Origin of the sequence: Pedobacter psychrodurus (assembly GCF_032678585.1) — a bacterium.
In the GTDB taxonomy this organism is placed as follows: Bacteria; Bacteroidota; Bacteroidia; order Sphingobacteriales; family Sphingobacteriaceae; genus Pedobacter; species Pedobacter psychrodurus_A.
The window spans coordinates 24,110-49,715 of sequence record NZ_JAVTSN010000028.1; the positions used below are offsets into that span (position 1 = coordinate 24,110).

Sequence of the window (25,606 nt, forward strand, 5' to 3'; positions counted from 1 at the left end):
TTATGCAATTCTTATACCCAGTCCTTTTAATACTTTTTCCCGGTCTGAAAAATCACCAATCAACCTTTTTTTTGGATATGGTGTTTTTTTGATCAGCATCGGAATGGCGGTTACATCTTCATTTTTAACCATTAAAGGCTGTTGATGTGCATCAATAATTTCGAGGTCGTAACGGCCGGTTAAAAATTCTTCACAGATCTTGCGGATATTCTGAATCGCCCTTACCGAAACCGGCGAAGCTCCGGCAATAAAAAGCCTGAGCGAATAAAAATCTTCACTTCTCTTATCTGCACCACTACCCCCGATATTTTCCGCCATCATTAACTTGTTACTTTTGAACGGATATCAAGTCCTACCAATACCTTTTCCTCATTGGAAAGGTCGCCAATAATTTTTCTGACCGGCTCTGGCACTTTTTTCACTAAAGTAGGGATGGCGAAAATCTGGTCACCCTCTGCCAACTGGGGTTTCACCAACAGATCAATCACCTCGATACTATATTTCCCTTTTAAATGCTCCTCGCAGATCTTTTTCAGGTTTTCGAGGGCAACAACTGATTTGCTTGTTTTCCCGGCTACGTATAACCGGAGTTCATATAATTTACCCACTATTTTTTCTTTGTTTTAGCCACCGGTTTCCCTGTTGTAGTCACATCGGCACGACGTAAATCCGTAATTTTAGATAAGGTTTCGCCCATGATCTGTTTCTTTAAAGCCTCTTCTACATAAACTTTGTTCAGTTCTTCCTCGGCAGATTCATATTCTGATTTCAGTCCTTCAATCTTCGATTCCAGTATCCTGCGTTTACGGATCAGTTCGCGGTCTTTTCTGCTCACTGCCTGCGCATGGATAATCTCGCCAGTTTGTTCAAGTAATACCCTTGCTTCCCTTGCCGAACCGGTTAATACTCCATCTTCCGATAAAAATACATCTACCAGGTCAAGGCCATGATCGGTCATTACAAATTCCCTGATCTGGTTCGAGTGTTTCATTCCCCTCGATTTCATGATGTAAAGACCGCGGTTACGTTCGCCGTTACTTTCGATATCGCGGATCAACAACCAGGCATCAACCAGAGAAGAAACGCCTTCATCAGTTTGTTCGTTTACGATATTGTTCAGGGTAAGTGCGGTAAACATCACGGTTATCTGCTCAGCCTGTAAGAAATCGATCAAACGTACCAGCATGGTTTTCACCTCACTCACCGAACCAATGGTAATCAGGTTAGTAATGGGATCGAGTACCACAACGGCAGGTTTAAATTTTTTGATCGCTTTATGTATGGCTACCAGATGCATCTCCAGGCCATAAAGCGTAGGCCTTGAAGCATAAAATTCAAGATATCCGCTATCTACATGTTGCTGTAAATCAATACCGATCGAACGCATATTCCTGATAATCTGTTTTGGCGATTCCTCGAAAGCAAAAAACAGGCATTTATCATTTCTTGCAGCGCTTGCATCTGCGAAACTTGCCGCAATACTGGTTTTACCCGTACCTGCTGTTCCCGAAACCAAAATACTGCTTCCTTTATAAAAGCCTTTGTTGCCGAGCATTTTATCCAATGCCGGAATGCCAGAGGACAGGCTTTCAGACGATACTTCTTTATTGAGCTCGAGCGAAGTAACGGGAAGAACAGAGATACCCTCATCATCGATCAGAAATGGATATTCGTTTGTGCCATGGACAGATCCACGGTATTTTACAATGCGCAGCCTGCGGGTAGAGATCTGATTGATGATGCGGTGATCGAGCAGGATCACACAATCAGACACATATTCTTCCAGTCCCTGACGGGTAAGGCTTTTCTCGCCCCTTTCACCAGTAATAATTGCCGTAACACCTTTTGATTTCAGAAACTGGAACAGTCTCCTGATTTCGGCACGGATAATGCCTTCATTGCTCATGCCCGAAAACAGGTTCTCTATCGTATCGAGCACAACACGTTTGGCGCCAATACTATCGATAGCATAACCCAAACGTATAAATAATCCCTCAAGATCATACTCCCCGGTTTCTTCTATTTCTGCGCGATCAATATGAACGTAATCGAGTCTGATCTTTTTATCTTTCTCTAATTTGTCGAGATCGAAACCCAGGGACGCTACATTGGTTTTAAGTTCATCTGCTTTTTCTTCAAAGGCCATAAAAACGCCCGGCTCGTCATAAGATAAAGCTCCCCTAACGATAAACTCGATAGAAAAAAGTGTTTTACCGGATCCGGCTTCACCGCATATCAGTGTTGGCCTACCCGTTGGAATCCCTCCCAGCGTAATTTCATCCAGTCCGGATATTCCTGTTAATGTTTTTGAGATTGCGCCCGAAGATTGTTTTTCTAGCTGCATTTTGGATTTAGCCATTCAATACCTTTTAATTTTAAAACGTTCGGATTGCAAGCGCTACCCAAAAGTTATTCTTAAACAAACAGGAAATTAAGATAAATGTTTTGCTAATCAAAAAACTAGATTGAATCTATTCTCCAATATTAATAAGAGAATTATATTGGAAACAACAGCGCCGGTTTAAATGAATAAACCGGCTTTAATCCGTTGGAAAATACGGGCTGTTTAATTTGGATTCCTATTCCCAATGGAATATTAATGCAGTGGCCAATAACAACCCCATTAAAAAGGTAATCACCAGCATTAACATAATCGAAATACGATAAATGCTATTTTTCTTCTTCAAATTAATAAACAATGGTGATCGGAATGGATTTATAAGTACTCATATTATAGGTTGTATTTTTATACAGAATAACCAGATTGTACTTGCCCGATTCCCAGGCTTTTTCACCGTTTATCAGATTGCTAATTGGCTCATTGCCATCTCTTTCCGTACCGATTATGATGCTTTCGCCACCATACGTCCCATTAATCTGTTTTAATGTTGATACTTTTGAAGCGTTTGGCAATCCGGTATGTGCAACTTTTGATATCACGATTGCCTTACTGAAATCCAATTTATCAATGGATTCAGGGAAATAGTTGGCCTTTCGCTTAATCAATATGGTGTATAAAATCCCATCACCCTTAATTTCACTTACCTGTGCGTGGGCTGTAAATTCATCCCCTTTTTTGAAGATGAGTTCTTGCTCTACGTAGGTATCCATATAATAAATCATTGTACCGTTTCTAGAGAAGATGTCGCGGCCAATTTTTGGGTCAACTTCAATGCTTGTGGCATCTAAAATAGTAAAGTCTTCTTTAAGTTCAAGCCTGGTCCCGTTTTCATCATATACAATAAAACAGAAGTCGTACCTTCCCTCTGGTGCTTCAGCCGGAATGGTAAAATGCTTGTGTACATTGGTGTTTTTCACACCATTATACTGATCCCAGGCCAGTTCAAACTTCCAGTTTGCAGTATAAGTTTGCCCGGCTTTTTGTAGAATTTTAATCTCTACGCCTTTAATTTTATCTCCGGCGATCACATCTACGTTTAAATGGAAATCCCTTCCCCTAATGGCCTGTTTGTTATTGGCGGTGCCAATTTCGATATTGGAAGCCGTTGGGGTGGCTATTTCAGGGTCTTTTTCTTTTTTACAGCCTGTTGCAAAAACCACCAGCAACATGAGCAATGTGATTGATTTGTGAATTGATTTTTTCATTTGGAATAATTTAAGGTTGACCAAAAGAGGCCAACCATTTAAAAATGTTAATGTTCTGCGCTACTTTCGAAACCAAATAAGGTTAACCTTACCGGATGTGTAGTAACTATGTGTTTTACCACTTTGTTAAAATCGGTCAGATCGATTTGATGAACTTCGCCGGCACTGGGAATCGCCACATAAGCAAATCTGGCTGTTGCCTCCAATACAGGTTTATAGTTATCGGCTGATGCAACAGCAGCTATTGCAGCACCTTCTTTTTTCAAGCTACCGGTGAGCAGATCATAAATTCTCAATTTGCCATCAAGCGTCAGCACCAACAAATTTTTCCCCGCATAATCTACCTTACATTGAAAAGCATCAGCGCCTGCGTAAATCGGAGTGATTTTGTTCCCTGTTAAATCAATGAAATAAGCGCCTTTTGTAGCCACATAACCGATGAATTTTTTGGCGCCTTCGGCATATAAAATGGTAGCCAACCGAAATGCACCGAAACCATCAGGATTTGGGATTAAACGTTGTGCACCACTTTGTTCAACCACCAAAATACCTCCTGCAGTTGCTGCCTGGGATGTAAAGGCGCCGAATACCGCGTTCTGTCCATCGCTGGCATTACCATGGATCGCCCCTACTTCCTGAGTGGAAGGATAAACCAACGTACCATTTTTATCCGTTATAATCACCCTTGTAGGAGATGCGCCCGAGCTTGCTGTGGCAGTAATGGCATAGTTACCGTTGGTAAATTGCGCCATTGCACCGTGGTGTGGAAGTAAACCAGCGTTTATGGTTTTAAACCTGGCATTCGCTGTATTAAAGTCGGCATCATTGCCAACGCTTAATGTTCCATCGCCATCGTTAAAAATTAAAGATTCATTGTTCTTGCTTTTAAAGTGTGTTGGCTTTGTTCCGTTTGCAGTGATGGATGCCCATTTGGCTATCCCATCCACATCAATATGGTCATCATGAGATTGCAATCCGCTGTCAAAAACTTCTACTAAGTTTTGCGCGCCATAAAGCACTGCCGCATATCGGCCAGATGAGGTGCCATAAATGCTCGCTAAAGGATATTTACCTGTAAAAGCAGTTATTTTGGCGGTCGAGGGCTCAATCAGACTTAAGGTAGCAGAGGTTTCGTCGGCAACCAAAACCCTCAGAAATTTGTGCTCTTTGGTAATGGCTTCTGGTGTTGGTTCAGTTGGTGTGTCGTCCTTTTTGCAAGCAGCGAAAGCTGTTGCCAACAAGATAAACAAGGATGCTGTTTTGAGTTTGTTTTGAATGTTCATTTTTTGTGTTTTAAAATAAATTGATGATTTGTTATTTGATCTTGATACTTATACCCTTAATTGTTTGCCATCCGGTTTTGTCGGTCAGGCGGATTAAAAAGTGATAATCTCCGGCATCCACATCTGCGGGTACAGTTATTTCCTGAGCAATATCATACGTTTTCTGACCGGTTGGGATTGGAAAATCCTTAATTAACAGGAAGGGTTTTAGGGCTTGTTTAATGGCACCTAAATCGCAATCGTTTACTTCGGTACTATGACTGTGGTGATCGAAATTGTGGTGCACATCTATACTTACCGAACCCAATTCCACATTGTCGTTCAGCCGGGCTTTAAAAATGAATTTTTCTCCCTTTTTGATGATGGCACATTGTTGCGGGAAGGCTGTTCCGGTTAAATCAATGGTAGGATACTCCGTATCGGTTTTTTCGGCATCTTTTTTACAGGCAGAAAATACGGTGGTTACCGCAAACAGTGCTAGAAGTAGTTGTTTTGTTTTCATTTGTTTTTTATTGATGATTAAAATGGAAAGGCAGTTTAACAGAGAGTACCAGATTCCTCCCCTGCTCGGGCAGACTGATTAAGCGATAAAAACTGGTATGGTTGAGGTATCGGGTATTGAATACATTTTGCAGTTGCGCACTGATCTGAAGTGCATGATTCCAGACCTGAATTTTCGTTCCTGCCTGAATATTGAACAAATTATAGCCAGCTGTTTTTCGTTCTGGCGGAACAATGTTATTTTGTTTGGATGTGATCCGATAATCCAGGGAAAAGTAAGTTGCCGATGAGCCCAATAACTTTTGTGGAGAATAGGTTACATTAAACAAAGCAGAAGCCGGTGGCGAAAAGGGTAAGGTATAACCTTTTTTATCGCCTGATAATTGTTCCGCATATACATATTCGGCTAAAACTTCGGTACTCCATTGTTGGCCAAACTGATATTTTACCTGCACTTCGCCACCATAACGCATCACCTCGCTCTGCGCGTATTCGAAAACCTGATTGCCGGCACCATAGAAATAATCGTGTGCTGAGGTTGGATTCAGGTAAATGTAATTGGGGAAATAATTAAAAAAGGGACTTAACTTCACTGTGCACTTCTCCGTGTTTAAACCGATAGAAAAATCCGCTTGATAAGACTGCTCCGGATCCAGATTGGAATTGCCTTCTTCATAACTGAAATAGTGGTAATTCACGCCATTTGCCCCAAGTTCTTTTGCTATAGGTATCCGGAAGCTCTTTCCAACATTCGCCTTAAACTCGAGCTGAGCGAAGTTGTAATTCATCCCAACCGACCATACCAAACTATTGAAGTTCCGGCTTAAATGCTTAGCCCGCACCAATTTTTCGCTGGAACCGTTGCCCGTTTCAGAAAAAAACCAATCGGTGTAGCTCAACAGATTCATCTGTGCCACATCATACCGTATGGCTCCATGAAACAACAGCTGCTCGCTGAGTTTAAATTTATCGTAAGCATAGGCACCTAAAGCTTTTTGTTTGACTGCAGGCACCAGAAAACTCCAGCCGCCAATTACATTATTCTGCAGTTCACCGTTTATACCTAGTAGCAATACATGATTGCCCAGGATTACCTGATCTTTTGCATGGAAAGTATACACCCGTTTATCAAATTCTCTTTCCAGATCAACCGGAATATTCATCGTACTTGGATAAACAGGCGGCATATAACCATGATTAACATAATGATTGTACTCCTGGCGGAAATTGTGTTGATAGCCAAGCTCCAATTCCAGGTAATGATTGTCTGTTATCCATGCGCTTCTATTGATCAGTTTAAAATGATTCACCTGCTGATAAGGCATCAAAATGTCGCGGGCGCTGGCATCGTTTACTGCTGCATCAACCCTTCTGGGTTCCAAACCATGTGCATTGGCAAAAAATCCGCTTTTGCTATAAGTGTTGCTCAAATAAAATATGGTTTTGAACTTCCCTGTCAGATACCCTGTATTGAAATGGATACCCATTTCTCTGCCGGCAGTATTTCTTAAATAGTTTTTGTGCAGGCCAACCGCAAAATCATATACATACAAAGTATCGGTGGGCACACGGTAATCGCCATAATTTTGATAGGTAAAACGGCCATCGAAAAATAACTTTTCCTTTCTTTGGAACAGCCTTACAGAAGTGCCATATAAACCATTGTTCGTTTTGCCGATTAAGTTCACCTCGCCACCATAACTATTTGGAGGAGGCAAAATTGGTGCTTTGATATTAATGGCGCCACCAATGGCATCGGCACCATACACAAATGATGCGGCTCCCTTGATCAATTCTACTTCTTCCGCCGCAAACTGGTCAATTTCCAACCCATGATCGGCACCCCACTGCTGCCCTTCGTGTTTGATGCCTTTATCTACCACCACCACCCGGTTAAATCCCAGGCCACGTATCAAGGGTTTCGACTGGCCCGAACCGATACCAATGGTTTTGATACCGGGCAAGCGTTGAAGTGTATTCATTAAACTTCCGCCCAAATTGCGTTGAATGAAATCGGCCTTTACAATGTCTATATTCAGCGATTCTTCTTTTCTGCGCTCATCATTGGCTTTGCTTTTTATGGTTATTTCGTTTAGCAGATGCGAATACGGCGCTAATTTTAAAATCATCTGAACCGCTTTTCCATTAATCGCTATCTTCTGCTTTGTGGTATGAAAACCTATTGCATTTACCTGAAGTTCGTACCGTCCGTTGGCCAGTTGAAAAGCAAACTTGCCCGAAGAATCACTTACCGCGAAAAAACCGGTAGGGCTTAATCTTACATTGATGCCCGAAAGTGGACGATGGGATTCATCTCTAACCACGCCATTTAAAGTATAGGTTTGAGCAAATAAATTGCAGCAGAAACATGTGCTAAAAAATAGCATCATAATTTTCTTCATAGAAAAATCGATACGCTAACGCGTTTTTAGGCCAACCGAATGAAATCGGTTAGTCATTAATAAAATTTGGATGTGGAATTAAATCGTCCCGAAAGGACAAAGGACCTGGCACGAAACCAGGGTTTTAGGAATTGATAATGGCGGACCTTTGTTGGTAAAGCCCTGTAAAGTAAATTTATAGAAACCAATATAATATCTCCCTGCAAATGCTGCAGTAGATTTTACCGGAGGCACCAGTTCAAAATGATGCGCGGTTAAAATGGGTACCGCGTGAAGATGCGCCAAATAGTCGCAAACCTCACAACTTTTAACCCATTTTTGAACGGATGTTTCGTTGGAATGTTTATGATCTGCATGGTGTTTGTGGTGATGGAAAATCTGAAATAATGAGGTACCAACAAAAATCATCACCAACCAAATGGCTAAAATGTTTTTTACTTGTTGCTGATATGTAGATCCCCTTTTCAAATCGCAACAAAATTGCATTAATAAATCTAATAATCCAAACTAAGCAAAGATTATGTTCTAAAACATACTCAAAACACTGTTAATCAAAATATTAAATCACATTGCGAATTATACGGTATGGCCCGCATTCTATTTGTATTTTTACTTCATAGAAATTTATATAGATTTATTTTAGGAAAAACTTTATGTCCAGCCCAAATTTGGAACTACACAAATACCTCAACCAATGAAATACGCACGCTTACTGTTTATCATTCTTCTCCTACCGGTTAATATCTATGCGCAGAAAATAGAGATTTTATTGATAGGCGTTTCCCACAATTATAGTACCTACCCTAAGCAAGACTTTTCAGGTATCTACCAAAAGATAAAAAAGTTTAAGCCGACTGCTTTCTTTGGAGAATTTTTAAATAAACAAGATGAGCAGAATTTGATGGATTACTGGTGTAAACAGGATAATATTAAGCGCCTGGAACAACTGAAGAAAAACAGGGATATAAGGCCTGAATCAATTTCAAAAACAATAGATAGCTTAAAAAAACTGGCTTTGGTGCATCCAAAAGACTATCGTATCAAAACAGATTTAGCACATGCCTATTACCTTAACCAGGATGTAGCGAATGCTCATTACCAGTTCTGGCAGGTTTTCGAAGCACTCCAGAAATCGCCTAACGCTGGTCTTGAAAATTATGTAAATACATTACTCAGTCCAAGCTTAGATACCACCGGCAGAAGTATGAAAAGGCTGAAAACCTCCGAATATGCGAACATAGCTTTTCCAATGATGCAGGAAATGGAAATTAAGGAACTGCTACCAATGGACAATCAGGATTATGATTTGAACTGGAGCGCATCATGGGCTGCATTTGATAAAAAATTTAATCTGTTCAGAAAAGAGGCTACCGTGCCTGTTAAGAATGAATTGAGGTCTGGTTTAAATAAAATCAACAAAGGATTTGAAAAATATGAAGAGATCGAAAAAACTTCAGAAAAGGTAACCGAGTGGTTAAACACAGACGAAGCTTCAATGATTTCTGCTTCAGGAGACTTTTACCTACCGGAGATGTACCAGCTAGATCACTTCCCTAAAGAAGAGATGCTTTCAAAGATACACTGGTGGGTGATGAGAAACAAAGCAATGTGTAATAACGTGGTAAACGGTGCGGGAAAGGCAGGCGCAAAGAAAGTGGTTGTAATTGCTGGTGCTAACCATAGAAAATACATGCAGGACATTTTTAAAACGATGCCCGGTGTTAGCGTAAAAAATATTAATGAACTGGACTAGCGCTTTATCATTGTACTCCTGCACCCCTCAAACATGCTGTAATCGATAAAAAGCCGATTTAAATGAATAAACCGGCTTTTTATAAAATTGAAATGTGGATACTTTCTCTGACACCAAAGCCAGTTCAACTGAGTTTCTATTCAGAAATGATCAATGCTGTTACCCTCCAGATATTACAGATTTGCTTTCCCCGGCAGTAACTTGCAAGAATTTAACAGCCTGCGCTTGTTTGACGAAATGTATACCGATGTTCTTTTTCAGCCAGGTATTGAGTTCGGCAAATGATTTAAGCCTTGGCAAAATCAGCTCATAACCAAAACCTTTAGCTTTTTCATCATTTGTATCATCTGGTACTGCCGTAAACACAGCTACATTCCTCTTAAATATCGTTGAATGACGCCATCACCAACGAAATAGAGCCATCATCACAGTGCCAAAAAATCAATAATAAACTAAAAATCAATACCTTACATTTCAGGCATAAGATTTAAACTATTGTTGATTTACAAACAAGATAGATTTAAATCGTATGGAACTACAATTAAAGAACAAAAAAGCACTGGTTACGGGCTCTACTGCCGGGATAGGTTTTGCCATAGCTCTTAATTTAGCAAAAGAAGGCGCCGAAGTAATCGTTAACGGACGTACAACGGTGCGTGTGGAAGCAGCCGTTGCACAAATCAAAACTGAAAGCGGCAATGATCAGGTAACCGGAATTCTTGCTGATTTTCGCAGCGCCGAATCTCTTAAACAACTGATTACCCAACTTCCAGAGGTTGATATCCTGGTGAATAATGTTTCGATATTTGAGCCTAAAGCCTTTGCCGATATCACCGACGAAGACTGGTTGCGCTTTTATGAGATAAACGTACTGAGTGGCATCCGTTTGTCGAGGGCTTACTTTGGCAAAATGTTAAAAAACGGATGGGGTCGGATCATTTTCATCTCCAGCGAATCGGCGGTACAGATTCCAGAAGAAATGATACATTATGGCATGACTAAAACTGCTCAACTCGCAGTTGCCAGGGGACTGGCAGAAATGACCAAAGGAACTGCTGTTACAGTAAACGCGGTGTTACCAGGGCCAACATTTTCAGAAGGTGTGGAAGGATTTATTGAAAACCTGGCCAAAGATCAAAACAAAACTACTGCTGAGGTAGAATCAGATTTTTTCAAAACCATCCGGCCAACTTCGATCATCCAACGTTTCTTGAGTACTAATGAAGTGGCCAACATGGTAACCTACCTGGTGAGTCCATTAGCCTCTGCTACCAATGGTGCCGCAATCAGGGCCGAAGGAGGATTATTGAAAGGTATACTATAATATTCAGTTGGCCAATATTTTCTGCATTTAAAGCATCTTGACATGTTTTAGACCAACGCTGATTTACGGGGTTAGCACCATTTATTTTTACCGGAAATTTGAATAAATTAGGTGGATAAAATTATGAAGATCATCTATTGTTTTTTGATTGCTTTTTTTTTGCAAAAAAGCATGGCCTTCGCGCAAGTTTTACCTGGCGATCAAGCTGAAGCAGCCCGGGTGAAGGCCATGATTAAAACTGCTTCCAACGATAGTATAAAGTGTGACCTGATACAGCAATTGGGTAAAATTCAACTGCTCAAGCCCGGGAATAAAAAAACAAACCTCGATAGCGGTCTTCGCTATTTTCTATATTCGGTCAAGTTTGCCGACTCCGCAAAACTTCGTGTGAATAATAAATATGAAGGTATGCTCAGGGTGGGAGAAGCTTATTTTAGGTTGAATAATTTGCGGGGTGGCAAACAATATTTTATGTCTGTTATCCAGGCCTATCAAAGAGATCGCGATAAAAAAAGGGAGGCCCGCACCTGGTTACGCTTTGCAAACATGATGAAGGGTTCGTACCAGCAAAGACCCGAAATCATTACCAATCTAAAAAAAGCCGCAGTACTTTATCACGAAATAGGCGAAATGGCTAAAGAAGCCGAATCTTTCACCTCATTGGGTTCCGAATATTATACCCGTGTGAAATTGGATAGTGCCGAATATTATAGCTTACAGGCAGTCAAATTATATCAACTTTCGCATTCGAACGACCTTGGTTTTACATATTACGACCTTTCTTTGATTTACAGAAATAAAGGCAGTTTAAATAAAGCCTTACAATACGCCTTATTAGCGATAGACATTGCCAATAAAAGGGGCGATACATTGAAATATCAAAGTATGGCACAGCGATATGGTCAGCTTGCCTTCGTGTATTCTGATATGAACGAGCATGCTAATGCATTAGAAAATTTTCGTCGTGCAGTAAAAACAGGAACCACAAATAACATTGGTAATGCTACATCAGACTTTACCTACTCCTATCTTACTGAGTTCGTAAGGGAATGTGTGTTTTTAAATAAGCCTGAAGTTGCCTTAGCTGAAGCTGGAAAAATATTTAAAAAATATCCACCTGTAGACAGCCTGCAATTGGGGCGCCAAGCCGAAAGTTATGGGCTTTACTACAACGCCCTGGGCAAGTATAAGCTGGCGGAAAACTGGTATCTAAAAATGGTTGCTTACTACCATTGCAGACTTCCAAGCGAATCGTGGGGCAATAAGATCCTGGCTGGTTTCTACATGGCACAGAAGCAATATGCAAAAGCCCGTACGTTCTTAGATAAAGAATTTAAAAACATTCATTCAGACAGCCAGGCCTTTCTGAACAGTGCTGAAGATGCGATGTATTATTATAAAATCGATTCGGCAAATAAAAACTTTAAGTCTGCCCTCGAGCATTTTCGGATCTTTAAGCAAAAGAGTGATTCTGCCTTTAATGTGGCCTCTTCCAAACAGCTTGCCGAAATACAGGTACGGTATAAAACCTTGCAGAAAGAAGCCGCCATTGGCGCATTACAAAAAGACCGGGTTCTACTGTTGGACCAGGTATCACAAGCCAATTATATCAGAAACCTGATTATTGGAATGATAATATTATTGCTTTTGTTCCTCGGTGTACTCATCAATAGTTTTCGTCAGAAACAAAAAGCCAGCAAAATTATACAAGAACGGAATAATGAACTGAACGATCTTTTAGGCGATAAGGACAAATTGCTTGAAGAGAAACAATGGTTATTGAAAGAAATTCACCATCGGGTAAAAAACAATTTGCAGATCGTAATTGGCTTGTTGCAGCGGCAGTCTGATTATGTTGAAAACAAGGCCGCCAAGGATGCCATTCTAAACAGTGAAAACAGAATGCGTTCCATTGCACTGATCCATCAAAAACTCTATCAATCGGATGGACCCGACCTTATTAATATGGCTGAGTACCTGGAAGAATTTATCAGTTATTTAAAAGATAGCTGCGACCCAGGCAACCGCCTGCAGTTCGAAAAGGATTTTGATGAAATCTATTTATCGGTTGCGCAGGCCATACCTTTGAGCCTTATTATGAATGAAGCCATTACCAATTCGATTAAATATGCTTATCCTGACGATGCTTCGAATCTGATTGGAATTTCGCTAAAACAGATTGATAAAACCCATCATAAATTTACGATCACAGACAATGGCATTGGCTTGCCAAAGGATTTTGACCTCACCAAAAGCAATTCCATGGGTATGAATTTAATGCGTGGATTAAGCAAACAATTGGGTGGCTCTTTTGCCATTCAAACTGATTCTGGTGTAACCATAGCAATCATTTTCGAAACGGAACTGTTAATTTCGGATGAGCCATCTTTATATATATGAGCGGCAGCAATCCACAAAAACCATTGATGCATGAGTTTAAAAAATGAATATACATTTGCAGAAAAGGCAATCCACTTAGACGAACAGGTGCGTTATACCGGTCTACCATTGCCACCGGGCATCAGGGCAATTAACCCTTATCAGGAAATGCCTCAAACGATGGAAATTGTTAAAACCTTTTATAGAAAATTTTATAACGACCAGCGGCAAAGACATCTCATTTTAGGCATCAACCCCAGCAGGCTTGGCGGCGGCCTTACTGGCATCCCGTTCACAGACCCTAAAAGGCTGATCAGTGCCTGCGGCATTTCCTATACCGGAAAAATGGCCCATGAGCTTTCATCTGTTTACATCTACGAGATGATAGCCGCCTATGGTGGAGTTGAAAGATTTTACGGCGACTTCTATATCAACTCCCCCTGCCCGCTAGCTTTCACCTCCGTTGATGAGCAGGGACGGGAAAAGAATTACAATTACTACGACAGCAAAGCTTTACTGAAAGCTGTAGAAAACTATACAGTTGAAAACATTAAAACTTATATATCAATGGGAGTATATACCCAAACCTGTTTCTGTCTGGGAACAGGGAAAAATAAAGCCTATTTAGACAAACTGAATGCAAAACATGGTTTCTTTAAAGAAATCATCGCACTGGAACATCCACGGTTCATCATGCAATATAAAACTGCAACTAAGCCAGAATATATTGAAAAATATATCACTGCGCTGTTGAGCGCGAAAGAGGAATCTAGTAGTAATTCCTCGCCTGTTCGTTAGGTTCGGATAGAATGGCTGACAACATATCCATACTTACTGATTTCAAAGAAGATATCCTAAAAATAAATTGTAAAATAGCCGGTACTACAACTAATAAACCATAAGAATTACCACTAAACTCAAAAAAACCGCTATTTATATTAAGTAGAAAGGACCAAACAAAGAAACTAAATAGGTATACTTATTCTCATAATTTCCATGTGAATTATTAATATGGAATATACCACTATCAACTTTTCTATAGCCCTCAGGTGTTTGGCCAAACGCGAAGGTATCATCCTTAAAAGAAATAGTCTTTTCTTTTTCATCAGTAATTATATAACCCTGATGCATTAATACTTTTAGAATATTCTGCTTTAATTCTATAAAATCCAATCTGGAATACGCAAGAATCTTAAATTTCAAATTCATTTTATAAAAAATTAGCTATTTCCTTTAGATCATTTAAAACCAAACCTCCTGATATTGAGGTTAATAAATTCTTCATTTCCCGATACGGCATGAATAGGAAATGCTACATTTGAAATTTATTTACCTTAGTTCTGTTAATCATCACAATGAGAAAAAAAGTAACCCCTAAACCGTTTATTTACTATGACAGTTTAAAGCCGTGGGAAAGGGTTTGCATGGTATTGTACGCTATTATAACGATAGGTGTAATATTGACTCTTGTTTTTGCCGAACCGGGAACCGAACAGACTACTATAGTAATGTACATCGTGCTATCGCAGTTAGGTATGTATTTTGGGTTATACACTTCATTACGCAATTTTAAAGCTTACATCCTTTGGCTATCCTTCGGTGTAGTGCATTTAATACTTTTCCTTTGTTTCAGGGGAAATCCTTCTATTGAAATGTACCGTGGGAACCCGACCGTTGGATTATTGAATACCGTCATACTATTAATGCTCTTTCAATTACTTAGATACCTTAGTCTAAAATTTCAGCACCGGGAGTTTGTAGCACCTGCTAAAGGTGGCGGGCCAGACTTGTTTGAGAACAAAAAGGTAACGTTTGCAGATTTTGTAATCTTTGTAATCTACATGGGTTCGTGGTTTGGACTTACGGTGCTATTCCTATCTTTGTAAAGCAACCAGAGCACCATTTAAAGACTTAACCGTAATAACAACTGACCCCATTGAAGTAGAAGCAAAATTACAAGTGTTGGCAATGAACTTTAGCAATAGTTATTTTACATGCGTAGCCGAGCACTATCAAACAGTATTCAAAAACAGCATGTGGTTGACGAGACGGATGCTTTGGATGAGTTGGGTATTAAACTGGCTAATAGGCTACAGACAACAATAATAAAAAAAGACCGTGCGCTATTGCAATCAATACTTGAAAGTTATACGTACCTCATAATAGTGTACCAGAACCTGACTAACATAAAACAATTTTCGCCGAAGCTTAAAAGGTATGATATGGTTAAGTACCTGCATGATTGGTGTAAAGCATCGGCAGGCTCAAATGTTAAAGTATTGGTGGCAGAAAAACAACAAAAAATATCATCTTTCAGTTCCTCTTTACTGAAATCTGACGGAAGCACCCTAAGCTAACGGGAGTGTGCACTCGCCGACCGTATGAGAGCGGCCGGCGTTATGACCAAATACAGCACACTTATTATCTTGTTATTTATTTTTCCAATAACGCATAAACACACCACAGGTATGGAGATTGCCCGTGTGAATCGCCTACATTCCTCGGGCGATCGTAATAATACTGTTTATCGTTCTTTTTATTGGTTCCTACACATACTTCCGCTACATCACCTTTTTCATTGATGTAGGGCACCAATGCCATCCATGCTTTTCGGGCGGGTTCGGCATATTCTTGTTTGTTCAACCAACCATGTTTTACCCCGCTGATAAAAGCATAGGTAAACATTGCGGACCCTGATGTTTCGGCCCAGCAATCCGGTTCGTCTATCAGCTGATTCCAGGTTCCCTTTGGTGTTTGAAAGTTTTTCAGGCTTTTCATCATCGCCTGATAGCCCTGTATAATGCGCGGACGGTCCTGATTGTCTTCAGGAAGAAGGCGGAGCAGTTCTGTCATCCCGGCAGCCATCCAGCCATTGCCGCGTCCCCAGTAAAAGGGGACATCGGGCGCGTGGTAGAAAAGGCCGTTCGGGCGTTGTAATTCATCCAGATAAAGTACCATTTCTTTTGCAGCACGATTAATATATTTTACATCTCCGGTTGCTTTGTAGGCCTGGGCCTGAACAATGGTAATCATATACATATCGTCAATCCATAAGCGTGTTTGCCATGAAAATCCTCTACCGTCCCATTCTTTTTGTTTTGTATCCGCATTTTGCGGAACAACCCATTGGGTATCTGCGTAGGGTATACCAAGGTCGAAATAACGGTTGTCTTTGGTAATCTGATACAATTCCAAAGGCAGGCTTCCGAACATGTTCAGATCAACATGGTTCATAATCGGCAATAATTGCTTTTCTTGGGAAACTAGTTTCTCAAACCTTTCTTCCAGAAGAGATAAGAGTTTTTTATCTTTTGTTAATTTGGCATATCTAAGTGCTCCGGTCCAATTGAAAGTTTCCGGATAGCTGATCCATTTCCCCGCGTGGAGCATGTGTTTTCTATCGAGAAAACGGTAAGCTAAACGTTTTCCTACTTGTTTCGGGCCAAATCCTTCAGGAAAATCTTTTAAAAGATTGTTCTGGGCAAACAGAAACTGAAATGGAATTAAGAGTACAAATAAGGCAATTAATTTTCTACACATATTGATTTATAATTTGGTTTAAAGTCTATTCCTTACAGGAAAAATTTTTCTTTTAAAAAAATGTAATCAGCAACGACGTTTAACATCGTTTGATAATAGACATTCCTATTTACGCCTTCACCGCTGAAGCATACCATATGACCTTTACCCCCACCGATTTCCGAAAAAACCAATTTAAAATCAGACGAACAAAGCCAGGAATGCAATGCCGTGTCGGATTGTTCGATGTGGCAGTCTATGTTGTACGCCCTCGGAGATAAACCCGTAAAAATCAGGCTGTATGCCACCGGCAATTCCACGATGCCATAGCCCAAAAGATCGATCAGGACTTCTATTTTTTTAACCATTTTTCCGATCATTTTTTCCATGCTGTCGTCTTTAGCGATTTTTTTATAGTAATTCTAGTCAGCGATTATAACCTGGGTTTTGTTCCGATTTTATAATCCTGTTGAGTAGAACTTTAATTCATATTTGGTTAAATTATTGGGTGCGGGAACCATAAGGGTTAAATCTACGTATACCCGTGGGCTCTATTTACAAAGCGGGGATGCAGCGTGATATATTGGTTTCCTGCCATCAAAGTAAAAAAATGTACCTTAAAAAAATGTTCATTCCTTTGTCGTTTTATCTCAAATTGATAGTGATGGTTTAATATTTTGGGTAATTTATATCAGCCTAAATTTATTATTCTCCAACAGGAATTGGAATGTTAAGTCCTGTTGCAACGGCGGTTCCAAAATTTGGTGAGCCATCTGCATTCCAGGTTAGCTTTTGCATCCGCGGTGTCCTGGATCCATTACCGGTATTGGCTACGCTCCGCGCATGGTATATAAACCAATTTTCACTGTGCAGCACCCCGTTTGGATCGGTATAGCTACTGGTAAAAAAGCCATTGTGACCAGGGCCATAAACCCCATTGACATCGCTTTTAACAAATACCTGCTTTTTATTGATCCAATCGGCAGGTAATAAAGGATTACCCCCGGTTTTTAACTGAATCTGCGCCAGGCAATAATTATCGCTGCTGTATCTGCTGGCAGAATAAATAATAAATACCGGACTGCTGGCATCCTCTCTGAGCATTATCGGCCCTTCGTTAACACCCGCACCCAAAGAACCACTGGGTTCATATTTTTCCCAGTTATTGGTTGGCGATGATATTTTCACCCGGTCACCACTTATCGTCCACGGGTCGGACATTGGTGCAATGTAAATGTATTGCTTAAACTTAGTGGCTACATTTTCCCATCCCGACCAAATGAAATAGTTTGTTGTACCAACGGTCAAAATAGAACCATCAATAGCCCATTGATCACTTGGATCGCTGATTTTCCCTTTAAAAGTCCATGTTCCGGTAGTCGGGTCGGCATTGGAATTTTCCAGTACAAACATGCGGTGGCTTACATCGCCTCCATCATTGGCAGCAAAGTAGAGATACCATTTACCAGAGAGAAAATGTAACTCGGGCGCCCAGATATTGGAAGAATAAGCCGCACCTGCCGGGGGAGTCCACACCACTGTTTCTACTGCTGTAGATAACAGCGACATCGATCTGGTTTTTCTGAGTCCGATATTATTGCCCCGAGTATACATAAAATAATAATAGCCATCTTTTTGGGCAACATATGGATCTGCCCTGCTTGCGTTGATCAACGGATTCTGGAAATTGGTATCATGGAAATTAAACATCCCCTGCGTACCGGTTAGGGTTGTTTTTTGCCTTATTTTGGCACCAGGTGTACTGCTTTCAGGATCGACAGCCATTTTCATGCCCGTGGCTTTGTTGGTAAGGGTATATACATTATTGCTCCCCGTATAATCGATAGACCATTGTTGCGCATCACTACCGTCGTCGGTACCTTGTTGCAAAATGCCTCCAGATGTAGCTGATGGCGATTTCAAACATTTATTGCTGGTGATATTGATCAGTTTGTAATGGGTGGCATCGGTTTTTACCAGCTTCCATTTCTGCCCGTTGTTAGGAAACCATGACCATTGCTGGATGGCAGCATTTTCTGCCGTTGAGTTACCGGTAACCTCAACCACAGGGCCATCTGGTAAGGATGACATGCCGCGGATCCGATAAATTGCCCCGTCAATTAAGGTGCCTAACGGAGGTGCTGCCGCAATTACATTTAATGCTGCCAGTTTCCCAACCCTGTTTAGGTCATCAGTTCTATCGGTTGATGGACCTTTCTGACAAGAACCTGTTAAAACCAACAATGTGGCTGCCACATGAATCAATAATTTGTTTCTCATAAAAAGCACTAAAACTGCAAAGGCATGGTAGCCGGTGGAAGAAATTTGCAGCAAGGTTATTAATTTGGTTAAATATCGAATCAAAGTAATGCAATGATGCCCGTAAAATTTGTTCATCTTTTTGTTGATATGTCTCAAATCATTCTATCAAAACCAAAGCTCAACACACAACAAACTGATAGTCAACAACCAACAAAACGGCCAATCTGTAACAAAATGGTGCAAGAGCTGAGCGATGGATCACAGCACATTCTATTTATATATATTTGATATTGATGATTAGGCGGTTTATATTATTCCTTTTGTTATTGGCTCCCTTTCTTGCGGTTCCGACATGCAAGGGGCAATCTCGTTATTTTAAACAGTACCAGGCTGATGATGGCCTGGCCCACAATTCGGTACAAGCAATTATACAGGACAAAAAAGGTTTGATCTGGATTGGAACCAGAGGTGGACTCAACCGCTTTGATGGTTATACCTTTAAAACCCTAAAAAACGAAAAAAGTAAATTCGGGAATATTGGCAATAATATCATCATCAGTCTTGTTGAAGACAAACAGGGTATGCTGTGGATCGGAACCGGTCGTGGCCTTATTAAATACAACCCTTATAATGAAGTATTTACGCCGCTCGAACAGGCTCCACAGAATTACATCAGTCACATTATAATCGATCACCATAACGATTTGTATTTTTTGGCCAACAATGAATTGCATCAATATATTCAGCGCAGCAACAAGGTACTGAACCTGAAAATTTCGGCCTCTTCCATTGCCATTGATGTGCAAGGAAACATTCTGATGGGTAATGATGACGGGCAATTAATGATCTATAATCCGCAAAACAGATCGAAGACAAGTGTCAGGATCATCAGTCAGAATGTTCCGGTAAACCTTCGCTCAATCAGTAAAATATTTCCAGCAGCTGGTAACAAGCTATTGATAGGCTGTTTTAAGCAAGGCCTAAAAAGTTATGATACCAAAACTGGCCTGATCAAGTCGCTCATCTTGCGCAATAGTGATAATACTGATATTTATGTCCGTGATATTACCAAAGGAGAAAATCAGGAATACTGGATCGCTACAGAATCTGGTATTTATATTTATGATCTGGCAAGCAATACCAGCCAAAACCTCCGTAAAAAAGCTGGTGATCCTTTCTCCCTCCCTGATAATGCCGTTTATACCGTTTGTAAAGACAATGAGGGGGGTATGTGGGCCGGTACTTACTTTGGTGGAATGGGTTACTATTCAAAACGCAATGCAAGGTTCAAAAAATACTACCCGCTTTTGGGGAGCAATTCCATTTCTGGAAACGCGGTCAGAGAGATCTGTCCTGATGAAAAGGGCAATTTATGGATAGGTACCGAAGATGCGGGCATCAATAAATTGAATTTAAAAACGGGAATTTTCACCAATTATACTGCCAAAGGCAACAAAGGTGATGTATCCTATCCGAATATCCATGGTTTATTTGCATTCAATAACCAATTGTTTATTGGTCCATTCCTTCATGGGCTGGAAATCATGGATATCAAAAAAGGAACCGTTACCGACCGGTTTAAAACCATCGTTGAAAAAAATGAAGCGACCAGCGATTTTGTACTGTCTATATACGTATCCAGAGACAGTAACATTTATGTTGGCACAGGCTATAATACCCGGTCGGGACTGTTTGTATTTAATCAAAAAGCCAGAACATTTAAACGGATCGAACAGATTCCCAATTCATCCGTTTACGACATATACGAAGACAGTTTTGGTTACATCTGGACAGGGAGCTTTACAAGGGGTGCATTTTATTACAATCCCAAAACAGGCGAGCACGGCAACATCAGCTTAGATGACGATATTAAAGATAAAAATGTAAGCCATTTCGCGGTTTGCGGTATCATGGAAGACAGCAACCATGCCATGTGGTTTACCACTCAGGGCAGTGGCCTTATCAGGCTAAGCCCGGATAGGAAGGTACTAAAAAAATTTACGACCGAAAATGGCCTGCCCACCAATATCCTGTTCCGGGCGCTTGAAGACGACTCGAAATGCCTGTGGATAAGCTCACTTAAAGGACTGATATGCTTGGATTTACGTACTGAAAAAATAAAGATCTACACCAAATCCAACGGATTGATAGCCGATCAGTTCAATTTTAGCTCTGCCTATAAAGATCAGAACGGCAAAATGTTTTTTGGATCGGTAAAGGGAATGATTTCTTTTAAGCCATCTGATTTTGAGCAGAAAGATATTGCTCCCCCAACTTTCATTACAGGCTTTCAGATCAACAATCAGGAAGTTTTTCCAAATACCGAAAATAGTCCGCTAACAAAATCCATTTCTTACACCGATACTATAGTGCTTGCGCACGACCAAAATAATTTTAATATTGAGTTTGCCGCGCTTAATTACGCCTCACCCGAGGTGACCAGGTATGAATACCAAATGGAGGGTGTAGAACAGGTACCCACCTACCTCATCAACAATAGAAAGGCATATTTTACCAATTTGTCTCCCGGCAGTTACACATTTGTGGTGAGGGCAAAAAGCAATGTGGGAAGCTGGACAGGTAAAGAGCGTCGACTTTTTATTAAAATCCTTCCACCTTTTTGGAAAAGTATTACAGCATACATTTGCTACTTGTTTATGATTGCAACAGGGCTTTTTCTGGCGATACGCTATTACCACCGGTACATCGGACGTAAAAACCTCAATAAGTTACAGCTGTTTGAACACGAAAAGGAAAAGGAAATTTATGAGGCCAAAATCGAGTTTTTTACCAACATCGCCCACGAAATACAAACCCCGCTGACCCTGATTTTGGGTCCGGTAGAGATGATGATCGAAGAGGCCGACGGCCAGCCTATTAAAAGTAGTTTGCTTATGGTTGAAAAAAACGCCAACCGTTTGGCTAAGCTCACCAATCAATTGCTTGATTTCCGAAAAACGGAAATGCATCAGTTCGGTTTAAATTTTGTGAATACCGATATCAATGTCCTCTTAAAAGAGCAGATTGATGCTTTCAAACCCGAGGCACTAAAAAGCAATATCATGCTAAATCTTGATCTGCCTAAAAACCATATCATTGCCTTTGCGGATAGAGAAGCTTTGGTAAAGATCTGCAACAACCTGATTTCTAACGCCATAAAATACGGAGCGAGCAAAGTGGATGTAAAGTTAACTGCTTCTGATCAAACAAACGGACACTTCACCATTACCTTTACCAACGACGGCAGAGGCATACCACAACAATACCAATCACAGATTTTCGAGCCCTTTTTCAGGTTATACGGCAAAGATAAACCTGGTACGGGAATAGGCCTTTCGCTTGCGAAATCGTTAAGTGAATTGCATAATGGTTCGCTAAAATTATTGGAAAGCAATGTTAACAAGGTGGTTTTTGAGCTAAATTTACCGATTCACCAAAAATTCGAGTTTAAGCTGAGCAGTTGGAAAAAGATAAAATAATATGACTGATAGTATTCTAATTATTGATGACAATGAGGATATCCTCGAGTTCCTGACACAAGTTTTTGGGAATACTTACAAACTACACCTGGCCATTAATGGAGCGTTAGCACAGGAAATTCTGGACAATGAGATCGTAGATCTGATCATTTCAGATATTATGATGCCTGGGATTGATGGTTTTGAACTTTGCAGACTGATCAAATCAAACGTAGAATATTGCCACATCCCGATTATACTGCTTACTTCTAAAAACACCTATAAGGCACACATTGAAGGACTGGAAGTTGGTGCCGATCTTTATGTTAAAAAACCATTTTCACCGCAGCTCTTACGGGTTCAGGTGGCTAATCTGCTGCAGAACCGTTTAAAAATTAAGGCCCATTTTGCAAGTGCGCCCTTCGAAGATGTGCGCGTAGTGGCCAATTCAAAAATAGAAGAAGCATTTTTAAAGAGGCTGGATGAATATGTCCGTAAAAATATCCAGGATCCTTATCTGGATATCGACCAGCTAGCCGAGCACATGCACATGAGCCGTCCTACCCTTTACCGCAAAATAAAGGCTATTTCTGCCCTATCGCCAAAAGAATTGATTGATGTTACCCGCCTTAAAAAAGCCACCAAATTGATTGCCCAGAACGAATTCAGTTTCTTCGAGATTGCAAAGATGGTGGGTTACAGCACCCAAAGCCTGTTCAATAAAAATTTCCTGAGGTATTTTAAAGTGACTCCACAGGAGTACATGAATTCGTTGGCTAAGGATACGAAAGAAGAGTAAAACGTAAGCCGATTTTTAATAAATTATCATCAGGTAAAAAAGATCAAGGATGCCTGAATTTTCTCCAGTACATCCCTGATCAGTTGAGGGGCGTTAATATTTGAATATTTTTCCTTCTACCATTACCTGCTGACGGATAGCATCAAAGGTTGCTTTTCCTCCGGTACGCACTGCGGCATTGGTCATGATGTTGGCAATAGAGTGCATATAACCTGCTTCTACTGGGGCATTGGGTTCCTTTCTGCTCCGGATACACTCCAGCCAATTGCGCATATGGTTGGAACTTAACACATCGGCACCGGTGTTGGCCGATGCCGCAGCAGCAGATGGCGCAGCAAGTTTGATTTCGGGTAAAAGGTTTGCTTTCATTTTCATCGCTGCCGCTGCTCTTGCCGTTAAGCCACCTCGTGGCGATATGGTATTGGTAATGAGGTTTAATTCCCCACCGTTTGAATAATAAATCTCCGCCGGTCTTTCATCGCCATTGTGCATCCTGGAGGTAAACACCACCTGGAAACCTTTAGTCATATCATCAAGCGGGCCATAATCAAAAACGGCCGTCGTGGTATCCCAATTGCGGCGGCCATCTTTCCATTGGTAAATGCCACCGTTGGCGATTACACTACGTGGATGAGATAAACCCGTAAACCAATGTACGGTATCGATCTGATGGCTCATCCACTGCCCGGGCATACCTGAGGAGTAGGGCCAGAAAAGACGGTATTCGAGATAGATCCTTGGATCAAATGCTTCGTATGGCCGGTTTAACAAAAAGCGTTTCCAATCGGTATCCTGTTCTTTCAACCTGGCTACAAGATCCGGACGGCGCCAACGGCCTGGCTGGTTGACATTCCAGCTCAACTCTACCATGGTAATATCGCCAAATTTACCTTCTTTAATAAAACCGGCAGCAGCCTGATAGTTTTGTCCACTGCGCCGTTGCGAACCAATCTGCAGAATCTGCTTCGAAGACCTTACGGCTTTTAATGCGGCATTAGCATCATCCATGGTTTCGGCAAAAGGCTTTTCGCAGTACACATCTTTTTTGTTTTTAACAGCTTCGATGGCATGCGATGCGTGTGCAAAATCTGGCGTGCTGATGATTACGGCGTCGAGATCTTTTATTGCATAAAGTTCATCGTTGTTTTTGCAGGAAGTAATGCCATGTCCGATTTTATTTTTGATGTGATCAGTCCCCAGCTCACGGCGGTAGTTCCATAAATCGGAAAGGGCAACAATATCAAAATTCAGCTCTTTATTGTGGTTCAAAAAACAGGGGAACAATGTATCCTTAAACCTGTCGGAAAAACCGACCACGCCAACCCTAACCCGATCGTTGGCACCGATAATATTCGCATAACTTTTGGCCGATATCCCAAAAGTACCTACATAGGTTCCTGCTGCCGCAATTGCGGCCTTCTTTATAAAATCTCTTCTCGATTCTTCCATGACACGTATTATTTAAGTGTTTTTATTTTAATGTTTCTGTACGAAACATTGTTGCCGTGATCCTGGATGAGGATGTGCCCTTGTTTGGCTTCGCCAAAGTTTTTCCAGGTTTTGTATTTACTTCCAGCCACCAGTTTTTCAAATGCATCTGAACCGCGCTCATATTCAAGTACTTTTACACCATTTAACCAATGCTCAACATGGTCATTTGGATAAACCCTAATCTCTCCGTTATTCCATTCGCCAATCGGCTTAATAACTGATACTGGTTTGTTAGAAGGAATAAGATCATATAAAGAACCCAGTTTGCGGTTGCCGTTTTTGCCCAGTTTCGCATCCGGATGTTTTTCGTCGTCCAATACCTGGAATTCTAATCCAATGCCCGATAAATTGGTTTTCTCCTGCTCGGTTACAAAATACTTTATGCCACTGTTGGCACCCGGGCTCAGTTTGAAATCGAATTTCAAGATAAAGGCCGAATATTCATCCCGGGTTACAATGTCGCCACCGGAGCCCTGCTCCTGTCCGTTAGAGGCCAGTACCGTTAATATTCCATCTTTCATTTCCCAACCCTTGGCCGGAAACTGTTCTTTAAATATAGCCCTCCAGCCCGTTGCGTCTTTACCGTTCCAAAGCAGTTTGAAACCTTCTTTTTTTTCACTTTTGCTTAGGGTGTTTTGTGCATGTGCCAGGTTCAAGGCAAAAAGGCTTAGTAATAATGTGTAAATTAACCTGTAGTTTTTCATTGAATTTAATTTATAATAATTGTTTATGTGTTTAAAGTATTTAGTTTTCACGACTGCTTTGCGGGCAATAAAGCGCCAAATAAGCGAGATAAAGAAATTGATCCTCATGCTGGCTATTGCATTTG

The 25,606-nt window shown here is 40.8% G+C and carries 22 protein-coding genes; 8 read left to right on the forward strand and 14 right to left on the reverse strand.

Annotated features, from left to right (window positions below; genetic code table 11):
• From R2S57_RS18090 to R2S57_RS18125, 8 genes are all read right to left on the reverse strand, one after another.
• A complete protein-coding gene (locus tag R2S57_RS18090) occupies positions 1-321 on the reverse strand; it encodes a circadian clock KaiB family protein (RefSeq protein ID WP_316846357.1) in 321 nt (106 codons plus the stop codon).
• Positions 321-608 carry a circadian clock protein KaiB gene (gene kaiB, locus R2S57_RS18095; protein ID WP_316846358.1) on the reverse strand — a complete coding sequence of 96 codons (288 nt, stop codon included), beginning with the start codon at positions 606-608 and terminating at the stop codon, positions 321-323. The genes R2S57_RS18090 and kaiB overlap by 1 nt, the downstream gene beginning before the upstream one ends.
• Positions 608-2,359 (reverse strand): circadian clock protein KaiC, encoded by a 1,752-nt coding sequence (kaiC, locus tag R2S57_RS18100; protein ID WP_316846359.1) that lies wholly within the window; start codon positions 2,357-2,359, stop codon positions 608-610. The genes kaiB and kaiC overlap by 1 nt, the downstream gene beginning before the upstream one ends.
• Before the next feature lie 329 nt (positions 2,360-2,688).
• Entirely contained in the window at positions 2,689-3,606 is a 918-nt protein-coding gene (locus R2S57_RS18105; protein ID WP_316846360.1) for a DUF4625 domain-containing protein, read from the reverse strand.
• 47 nt (positions 3,607-3,653) lie between these two features.
• Positions 3,654-4,889, reverse strand: coding sequence for a hypothetical protein (locus R2S57_RS18110; protein WP_316846361.1), 1,236 nt, complete (start codon positions 4,887-4,889; stop codon positions 3,654-3,656).
• 31 nt (positions 4,890-4,920) lie between these two features.
• Positions 4,921-5,391: a DUF4625 domain-containing protein gene (locus R2S57_RS18115; protein WP_316846362.1), complete on the reverse strand. Its 471-nt coding sequence runs from the start codon at positions 5,389-5,391 to the stop codon at positions 4,921-4,923.
• A gap of 7 nt (positions 5,392-5,398) precedes the next feature.
• Positions 5,399-7,780, reverse strand: a complete 2,382-nt coding sequence (locus R2S57_RS18120; RefSeq protein WP_316846363.1) for a TonB-dependent receptor — start codon at positions 7,778-7,780, stop codon at positions 5,399-5,401.
• 90 nt (positions 7,781-7,870) lie between these two features.
• Positions 7,871-8,260, reverse strand: coding sequence for a hypothetical protein (locus R2S57_RS18125; RefSeq protein WP_316846364.1), 390 nt, complete (start codon positions 8,258-8,260; stop codon positions 7,871-7,873).
• 226 nt (positions 8,261-8,486) lie between these two features.
• On the opposite strand from R2S57_RS18125, the gene R2S57_RS18130 reads away from it, so the two are divergent.
• Entirely contained in the window at positions 8,487-9,545 is a 1,059-nt protein-coding gene (locus R2S57_RS18130; RefSeq protein WP_316846365.1) for a DUF5694 domain-containing protein, read from the forward strand.
• A gap of 159 nt (positions 9,546-9,704) precedes the next feature.
• On the opposite strand, the gene R2S57_RS18135 is transcribed toward R2S57_RS18130, so the two are convergent.
• Positions 9,705-9,911 (reverse strand): hypothetical protein, encoded by a 207-nt coding sequence (locus tag R2S57_RS18135; protein WP_316846366.1) that lies wholly within the window; start codon positions 9,909-9,911, stop codon positions 9,705-9,707.
• Positions 9,912-10,074: 163 nt separating this feature from the next.
• On the opposite strand from R2S57_RS18135, the gene R2S57_RS18140 reads away from it, so the two are divergent.
• The 5 genes from R2S57_RS18140 (at position 10,075) to R2S57_RS18160 (ending at position 15,605) form a co-directional block, all read left to right on the forward strand.
• Positions 10,075-10,869, forward strand: coding sequence for an SDR family oxidoreductase (locus tag R2S57_RS18140; protein WP_316846367.1), 795 nt, complete (start codon positions 10,075-10,077; stop codon positions 10,867-10,869).
• Between the two features lie 171 nt (positions 10,870-11,040).
• Entirely contained in the window at positions 11,041-13,269 is a 2,229-nt protein-coding gene (locus R2S57_RS18145) for a histidine kinase dimerization/phosphoacceptor domain -containing protein (RefSeq protein ID WP_316846368.1), read from the forward strand.
• 30 nt (positions 13,270-13,299) lie between these two features.
• Entirely contained in the window at positions 13,300-14,046 is a 747-nt protein-coding gene (locus R2S57_RS18150) for a uracil-DNA glycosylase family protein (protein WP_316846369.1), read from the forward strand.
• A gap of 557 nt (positions 14,047-14,603) precedes the next feature.
• Complete coding sequence (locus R2S57_RS18155) at positions 14,604-15,134, forward strand: hypothetical protein (RefSeq protein ID WP_316846370.1); 531 nt, start codon at positions 14,604-14,606, stop codon at positions 15,132-15,134.
• A 336-nt stretch (positions 15,135-15,470) separates the two neighbouring features.
• A complete protein-coding gene (locus R2S57_RS18160; RefSeq protein WP_316846371.1) occupies positions 15,471-15,605 on the forward strand; it encodes a hypothetical protein in 135 nt (44 codons plus the stop codon).
• 76 nt (positions 15,606-15,681) lie between these two features.
• Here the strand turns inward: R2S57_RS18160 and R2S57_RS18165 are convergent, their stop codons facing one another.
• The 3 genes from R2S57_RS18165 to R2S57_RS18175 all read right to left on the reverse strand — a co-directional run bounded on the left by R2S57_RS18165 (position 15,682) and on the right by R2S57_RS18175 (position 19,047).
• A complete protein-coding gene (locus tag R2S57_RS18165) occupies positions 15,682-16,788 on the reverse strand; it encodes a glycoside hydrolase family 105 protein (protein ID WP_316846372.1) in 1,107 nt (368 codons plus the stop codon).
• Between the two features lie 32 nt (positions 16,789-16,820).
• On the reverse strand, positions 16,821-17,156 hold the full coding sequence (locus R2S57_RS18170) for a hypothetical protein (protein WP_316846373.1): 336 nt from the start codon (positions 17,154-17,156) through the stop codon (positions 16,821-16,823).
• Between the two features lie 316 nt (positions 17,157-17,472).
• Positions 17,473-19,047 carry a family 43 glycosylhydrolase gene (locus tag R2S57_RS18175; RefSeq protein ID WP_316846374.1) on the reverse strand — a complete coding sequence of 525 codons (1,575 nt, stop codon included), beginning with the start codon at positions 19,045-19,047 and terminating at the stop codon, positions 17,473-17,475.
• Between the two features lie 308 nt (positions 19,048-19,355).
• Here R2S57_RS18175 and R2S57_RS18180 point away from each other — a divergent pair, with 308 nt between their 5' ends.
• Both R2S57_RS18180 and R2S57_RS18185 read left to right on the forward strand, forming a co-directional pair.
• Positions 19,356-22,508: a two-component regulator propeller domain-containing protein gene (locus R2S57_RS18180; RefSeq protein WP_316846375.1), complete on the forward strand. Its 3,153-nt coding sequence runs from the start codon at positions 19,356-19,358 to the stop codon at positions 22,506-22,508.
• 1 nt (position 22,509) lies between these two features.
• The gene (locus R2S57_RS18185; RefSeq protein WP_316846376.1) at positions 22,510-23,286 is read left to right on the forward strand and encodes a DNA-binding response regulator; all 777 of its coding nucleotides are present in this window, start codon (positions 22,510-22,512) and stop codon (positions 23,284-23,286) included.
• Positions 23,287-23,379: 93 nt separating this feature from the next.
• On the opposite strand, the gene R2S57_RS18190 is transcribed toward R2S57_RS18185, so the two are convergent.
• Both R2S57_RS18190 and R2S57_RS18195 read right to left on the reverse strand, forming a co-directional pair.
• Positions 23,380-24,735 (reverse strand): Gfo/Idh/MocA family oxidoreductase, encoded by a 1,356-nt coding sequence (locus tag R2S57_RS18190; protein WP_316846377.1) that lies wholly within the window; start codon positions 24,733-24,735, stop codon positions 23,380-23,382.
• 8 nt (positions 24,736-24,743) lie between these two features.
• Positions 24,744-25,481, reverse strand: a complete 738-nt coding sequence (locus R2S57_RS18195) for a DUF1080 domain-containing protein (protein WP_316846378.1) — start codon at positions 25,479-25,481, stop codon at positions 24,744-24,746.
• Positions 25,482-25,606: the final 125 nt, after the last annotated feature.